The 6,187-nt window shown below is 64.6% G+C and carries 7 protein-coding genes; 2 read left to right on the top strand and 5 right to left on the bottom strand.

The window, feature by feature from the left end; genetic code table 11:
• Positions 1–59: 59 nt before the first annotated feature.
• The gene (locus tag WBA38_RS03415) at positions 60–740 is read right to left on the bottom strand and encodes a response regulator transcription factor (RefSeq protein ID WP_424293409.1); all 681 of its coding nucleotides are present in this window, start codon (positions 738–740) and stop codon (positions 60–62) included.
• Positions 740–1,579, bottom strand: coding sequence for a sulfurtransferase (locus WBA38_RS03410; RefSeq protein ID WP_424293410.1), 840 nt, complete (start codon positions 1,577–1,579; stop codon positions 740–742). The genes WBA38_RS03415 and WBA38_RS03410 overlap by 1 nt, the downstream gene beginning before the upstream one ends.
• A gap of 149 nt (positions 1,580–1,728) precedes the next feature.
• On the opposite strand from WBA38_RS03410, the gene WBA38_RS03405 reads away from it, so the two are divergent.
• Entirely contained in the window at positions 1,729–2,307 is a 579-nt protein-coding gene (locus tag WBA38_RS03405; protein ID WP_424293411.1) for a TetR/AcrR family transcriptional regulator, read from the top strand.
• On the opposite strand, the gene WBA38_RS03400 is transcribed toward WBA38_RS03405, so the two are convergent.
• Positions 2,292–3,161: an SDR family oxidoreductase gene (locus tag WBA38_RS03400; RefSeq protein WP_424293412.1), complete on the bottom strand. Its 870-nt coding sequence runs from the start codon at positions 3,159–3,161 to the stop codon at positions 2,292–2,294. The two genes, WBA38_RS03405 and WBA38_RS03400, sit on opposite strands and share 16 nt — an antisense overlap.
• A gap of 37 nt (positions 3,162–3,198) precedes the next feature.
• On the bottom strand, positions 3,199–4,320 hold the full coding sequence (locus tag WBA38_RS03395; protein WP_424322044.1) for an amidohydrolase family protein: 1,122 nt from the start codon (positions 4,318–4,320) through the stop codon (positions 3,199–3,201).
• Between the two features lie 134 nt (positions 4,321–4,454).
• Between WBA38_RS03395 and WBA38_RS03390 the strand changes: the two genes are divergently transcribed.
• Entirely contained in the window at positions 4,455–5,609 is a 1,155-nt protein-coding gene (locus WBA38_RS03390) for an FAD-binding oxidoreductase (protein WP_424322043.1), read from the top strand.
• A 162-nt stretch (positions 5,610–5,771) separates the two neighbouring features.
• Here WBA38_RS03390 and WBA38_RS03385 read toward each other — a convergent pair whose 3' ends face one another.
• A complete protein-coding gene (locus WBA38_RS03385; RefSeq protein ID WP_424295066.1) occupies positions 5,772–6,170 on the bottom strand; it encodes a DoxX family protein in 399 nt (132 codons plus the stop codon).
• Positions 6,171–6,187: the final 17 nt, after the last annotated feature.

Raw genomic sequence — 6,187 nt, 5'->3', positions numbered from 1 at the left:
GACATAGTGCGGGAATCGACGCATCATGCGAGAACGGGAGGAGCGGAGCGACGGGGGGCTTACTCGCCGCCGTCGGGGTCTAGGCGGTAGCCGACGCCGCGGACGGTTTGGATGGACTGGCAGCCGAAAGGGGTGTCGATTCGTTTGCGGAGGTAGCTGATGTACACCTCGACGACGTTTTCGTCGCCGGAATAGTTGACGTCCCACACCGAGTCGACGATCTGAGTCTTCGACATCGCCTGGCCCTTGTGTCGCATCAAAAATTCCAACAACGCGAACTCGCGGCGCGTCAAGGTCAGTACGGTGTCGCCGCGCTTAGCGATGTGCGCCGACGGGTCGAGAGACAGGGAACCGGCCGTCATGACCGTTGGACGCTCGGGCGCGCCACGTCGAACCAAGGCCCGCAGACGCGCCACCAGCACGACCGCCGAATACGGTTTCGTCAGGTAATCGTCGGCACCGAAATCGAAGGCGTCAGCTTGGTCGTATTCACCATCTTTCGCGGTCAACATCAGGACCGGCGTCCACACGTCAGCCTTGCGGAGGTCGCGCACCACTTCGTAGCCGTTGCGGCCCGGCATCATGATGTCGAGGACAATCACATCGAACGGCTCGGTCAACGCCCGTTCCAGGCCGACGACGCCATCGGCGGCCGTGTCGACCACCCAGCCCTCTGCGACCAGCGTCCGTCGGACGGTCTCGGTAATGCCGGGATCGTCGTCGACCACCAGCACCCGCACTAGCCGACCTCCACCGGGCGGTCGACGTCGTTGGACCACTGCGAGTACGACCCCGGAAACAGCGTTGCCGGGATCCCGGCGGCGGCGAGGGCTGCGACGTCGTGAGCTGCGGTGACGCCCGACCCGCAGTAGACCACCACTTCGCGGGCGGTGGCACCCAATGACTCATAGTGTTCGCGCAGCTCGGCGACGGGGCGGAACATACCGTCGCCGGTCACATTGGCTCCCGTCGGTGCGTTCACGGCGCCGGGAATGCGGCCTGGCCGGGGGTCAACGGGTTCGGACTCGCCGGAGAACCGTTCCGGCGCACGCGCATCCAGCAGCAATGTTGCGGAGGTGTCGAGGCGTGCCACAGCATCAATGTCGATCGTCGGCATGTGCCCGGCAGTCAGGGTTACGTTCCCGACGCGCGGCGTGGCATTGCCGGTCGAGACGCGCATGCCCGCAGTCTTCCACGCTCCGAGGCCACCGTCGAGGATCCGGACGTCGGCCACGCCAGCCCACTTCAGCAGCCACCAGGCGCGGGCCGCAGCTTTGCCTTCCCAATCGTCGTAGACCACCACGGGCGCACCAAAGTAGACGCCCCACTTGCGGGCCGCGGCCTGCAAGTCTTCGATCGCGGGCAGCGGATGACGCCCCGCTTCCGGCGACGCAGGTGCGGCCAGTTCGGTGTCGAGGTCGACGTACACCGACCCGGGCAGATGCCCTTCGCGGTAGTGCACGAGCCCGTCCGGATCGCCAAGTTGCCACCGCACGTCGAGCAACACCGGCGGGTGCGACGACAGCATCGCCTCAACTAACTCATCGACGCTGGTAAACACCGTTGATTCCGAAGCCATCTGAGCCTTACCCCTTCATTTCATGAAGCCGAACGCACCGCAATCTTCCCACTCGCACGGCTCTCACCCATTCGCTCCCCCGCCACAACTGTCCACCGTACGAACGAACACCTCAGGTTTCACAAGGACGCACGTGGGACAATCAACACATGTCTGTGCCGCCTGCACCCTCACCGACCGTTGATCCGTTGCGCGCGAGATTCCTCGATGCGGGCTTGCGAGTCCTCGCCAACGACGGATTCGGCGGATTCAAACAGTCAACGGTCTGCGCCGAAACAGGGCTCACGACTGGCGGGTTCTATCACTCGTTCAAGAATTGGAAAGACTTCGAAACCGCGCTGATCGAACACTGGCAGACGGAAGCGACCGCCAACGTCGTCGCCCAATTACGCACCATTGGCAGTCCGGTCGAACGGCTGCGCGCCCTCCACGATGCCACCCTGAACCTCAACCACGAGACCGAACGCGCCATCCGCACCTGGTCAGCGACGGACGCCATGATCGCGGAAGCTGTCGTCCACGTCGACGAAACCCGACGCGATGCCGTCACCGAGTTCGTGACGGACGTGATCGGCGACGCCCAAATGGCCTCACTGATCGCCGCGCAATCGTTGATGGTGCTGATCGGCTACCAATGCTCGGGTGTCTCCAACGAGGAACTTTCGTGGTCCATCGACCAGATTTTCAACTACACGGTGTCGCTGCCAACGGCTCAGGCGTCGGAGTAGTCCGCGACCTGCCCCTTGCCCTTGGCCTGACGCAGTCCATTCAGCATTTTCGGGACGCGCTTGAGAGGCATCGGTGACGGCCAGTCTTTAGTCCGCAGCAGCGCTTCGGTACCACCGTCGACGGTCACGACCGATCCCACCATGAAATCGGCGGCGGGCGACAGCATCACCATCACCCACTGAGCGAGCTGTTCCGGGGTGCCATGTTCACGGACCGGTACCGGGAGCGAACGCACCTGATTGCCAGAGGCCCCTTCGAGTTGCGCCTTGAGGAGCGGAGTCAAGACAGGTCCGGGGGCGATGATGTTGACGCGGACGCCCGCACCCGCGAATTCAGGCGATGCTGCCGCCCGCCGCACCCACCGGCTCAAGGCCAGCTTCGACGCTGCATAGGCCGCCGGCCCCGACAGCGGTCCGCGGCGACGCAGGATCTTGGTGGCCCGCTCTGTATTGCCCTCGTCGAGGAGGCTGATCGCGCGGCGCGGCACAAACGGGGTCGACGTCGTCGAATTGGAGCCGAAAACAACGACCTTCGCGTTGCCTGCGGCCGCCAGCTTGGGTCGCAGCGCGGTGAGGAGCTCGGTGGTTCCGAGAACATTCACTTCGACGGTGGTGCGTTCGTTGCCGCGGCGTGGGCCAACGCCCGCCGCAAACACGGCCCCGTCGAGGACACCGTCGAGGGCGGCCAGAAGTTCTCGGATCGCCCGTGCACGACCGTCCGCTGTCGATAGATCGGCCGTGACGTCGGCGTCCTTGAGGTCGACGCCGATGACGTCGTGCCCTTCTGCGCGGAGTTTGTCGGCCACTGCCAGTCCCATGCCTGATGCGGAACCGGTCACCACGTATTTACCCATCCTGCAATTCTAGAACACGTTCTAGAATTGGGTGGGTTTACCCCAATCGATAGACGCGTTGCGCGTTGCCAGCGAAGAGTTGCCGCAGCAAATAGTCACCACGACCACCGAGGACGTCAAGGATGGCACCGACCGTCATGTCGATCGACGAGTTGGGGCGGTCGACGGGCGAATCCGACCCGAAGATCACCCGGTCGGGCCCAAAGTGCTCGACGACGTGCACCAGCAGCGGCCCAATCATGTCGGCGAGTACCGCGCGTGAGCCGATACTGCCCGCAGTACCCATTCCGTAGCCCAGGACCGACAGTCCCACCCCGGACACTTTCACCACCACGTTGGGGCGCAGCGCAATCATCGCCATCCGCTCCCGCCACAGGTTCAAGATTTCTGCCCGCGCCGACGCCGTCATCCCGGTTTCGACTCCGGCCGGACCGAAGACACCGACGGGGACCCCGAGGTGCTCGATGGCGATGGTGGTCTCGGGGAATTCCCGCGCCAGCGCGTCGAGGTAGCCCAGTTGGTGCGAATACGAGAATGAAACAAAGGCAAGGTTGTGCCGCGCGATCTGCTCGAAGCCGCGCAGGAAGTCTCTTGAGGCGACGGTGTCGGATTGGTGCCGCCAGTCGAAGATTGCGGGATCGGGATGGTGTGCCCACTTGAAGCGGATGCCTCGCAGATGCTCGGCGGTGGCGACAAGCCGGTCGAGGTGCGCACCGAAGCCTTCCACTCGGGGATCGGCGGCGGCGACGATGGCCCCGTTCGATGGTGCGGCGGCACCGTCGGGCAGCGACTCCAAGTAAGCCACTTCGGTCAGCGACGATTCCATCAGTTCGGCGGGACTCTTCGCCGGACGCCAATGCGATTCCACCGCAACAATATTCGTGATGCCCACGCCAGCGACCCTGGCGAGTGTGGCGGTATCTGCGGTGTACTGGGCGGGCTCGTAGGGCTTGGCCATGATGCTCGGATCGATGCGGTAGCGACGGTCTTCGACGGCCCCCACCTTCGCGGCCAACCGCAGCACCGGAGCGGGCGCAAAGCGCGCAGGGCCCTGAGCTAACCGCGCGAACCGCTGCAGCGCCCACGCCGATCGTGTCGGATGAAAGTAGTGGACGTGCGCGTCGACGATCCCCGGCAGGATTCCCTCCAACGTCACCACATGGCCAGCGTGCCATATTTTCGGTTCGACGCGCCGCACATTTCTGGCGACGTCGGCCACTCCGACTAGAGTGGGGTTGCCTGAATGACCGTTGCGTCCGTTGCCGTCGCCGACGCGGAAAGTGAGCGAATCGCGTGCCTGTGCCCGAGCAGCCGATCCTGGCCTACGCCCGAGCCTTGGTGACGAGCGATCCGGACCGCTTTGGACGCAGCGTCTTTGCCCGCATGTTTGCCATGGAGCCGGCCGTGCGCGAATTGTTTCCCGCTGAGATGGCCGGGCTGCGAACGTCTTTCACCGATGTGCTGGTGCACGTGCTCGACGCGATTCCGGCTCCCGACGGGCACGACGAACTCATTGAGTTTCTGGCCCAGTTGGGCCGCGACCACCGCAAGTACGGGGTCACCAGCGAGCACTACTGGCTGATCTACGAGGCGCTGCTGTCGGAGTTCGCGTTTGCGTTTGGGCCGCGCTGGACCACCGCCGCCCAAGAAGCGGTCAGCCAGGCCATGATGCTGACGACGGGCGTGATGCGCGGGGCGGCCGAGAGCGCCCACGACCCCGCGCTCTGGCAGGCCAGCGTGGTCGAAAAGTTCAGGATTACCCGTGAACGCGCGGTCGTCCGACTCATTGTTACCGGGCCGCGCCCCAATTTCGCGACGGGCCAGTATTTGGAGACGCAGATCCCGCAGTGGCCGCGGACGTGGCGCAATTTGTCGCCATCGATCCCGCCTAACGAGCGCGGGGAGCTGGAGTTCCACGTGCGTGCCGTCCCGGGCGGCCGCGTGAGTCGGTCGATCGTGAACGACACCGAGGTCGGCGACGTGTGGACCTTTGCGCAGCGGCACGGTGCGATGCGGATTGATCCGACCCGACCGGCCCTCCTGGTGGCTGGCGGTACCGGATTGGCACCGCTGCGCGCCTTGCTGATCGACTTATCGCGGTACGTGGACGCCAAACCAGTCCATCTGTTCTACGGTGCCCAATACCCCGGCGAGCTGTACGAACTCGGTGTGCTGAAACAGCTTTCGGCCACGAACCCGTGGCTGCGCGTCACGGCTGTCGTCGAGAGAACCGAAGACCCCTGGTGGCTTACCGGTGCCACCGACCCCCGACAGTGGGGCCTGGAAGTACGCACGGGCAAGGTGGGTGAAGTGGCTGCCGCTTACGCCGACTGGTCCGACCGCCAGGTGCTCCTGTCTGGCCCGGCCCCGATGGTGTTCCACACCTCGTTGCGACTCCGCGCCGCGGGCGTGGATCCGGATGCGATCATCCATGACCCGCTGAATTAGCACCGCGAAGGAACGCAAGCGTCCCCGTGAGAGGTCACCGCGGGCTATTTGTCCGCGGTGAGTGCTGTCGGGGACGCTTGCGACAATGCTCCGGAGCGGAGCGACCACCACAGACAAAACAGGCCCTTGCACTAGGCAAGGACCCGTTGTTGCTTAACAGAGTCAGCGCTTCCCGGCACCTGCGGCGATGATCAGCAACCCGCCAAGGAGAGAGACATTCTTCAGGAACTGGACCTTCTGCATTTTGCGCTGCATGGGGTCGTCAATTTTCCAGAAGGGGTGACCGGCTGCGGTGGTGGGGACAAGCGATGCGGCGATGAGACCGGCTCCGGCACGTGCACCCACACCCGAGGCAATCATGGCGCCGCCGACCGCCATCGCGGCACCGTTAGCGCGGACAATGGTCTCGTTGTCGAGGGGGATCGGCACCACGGCGCGCGCCTGATCAAGGAGCGGTGCCGCCTGGCCAACACGACCACCCGGCTCCGTCGCTGCGTCGTACCCAAGCATGATGTACGGGACGCCCGTCATGGCGCGGGTGGCGGCACGGAACAAACTCATAGAAAACGATCCTTTCG

This window comes from Gordonia sp. (in: high G+C Gram-positive bacteria), assembly GCF_049647785.1.
Classification (GTDB): Bacteria; Actinomycetota; Actinomycetes; order Mycobacteriales; family Mycobacteriaceae; genus Gordonia.
Note: the sequence above shows the minus strand (reverse complement) of the source record. Positions and strands in the feature narration are given on the sequence as shown.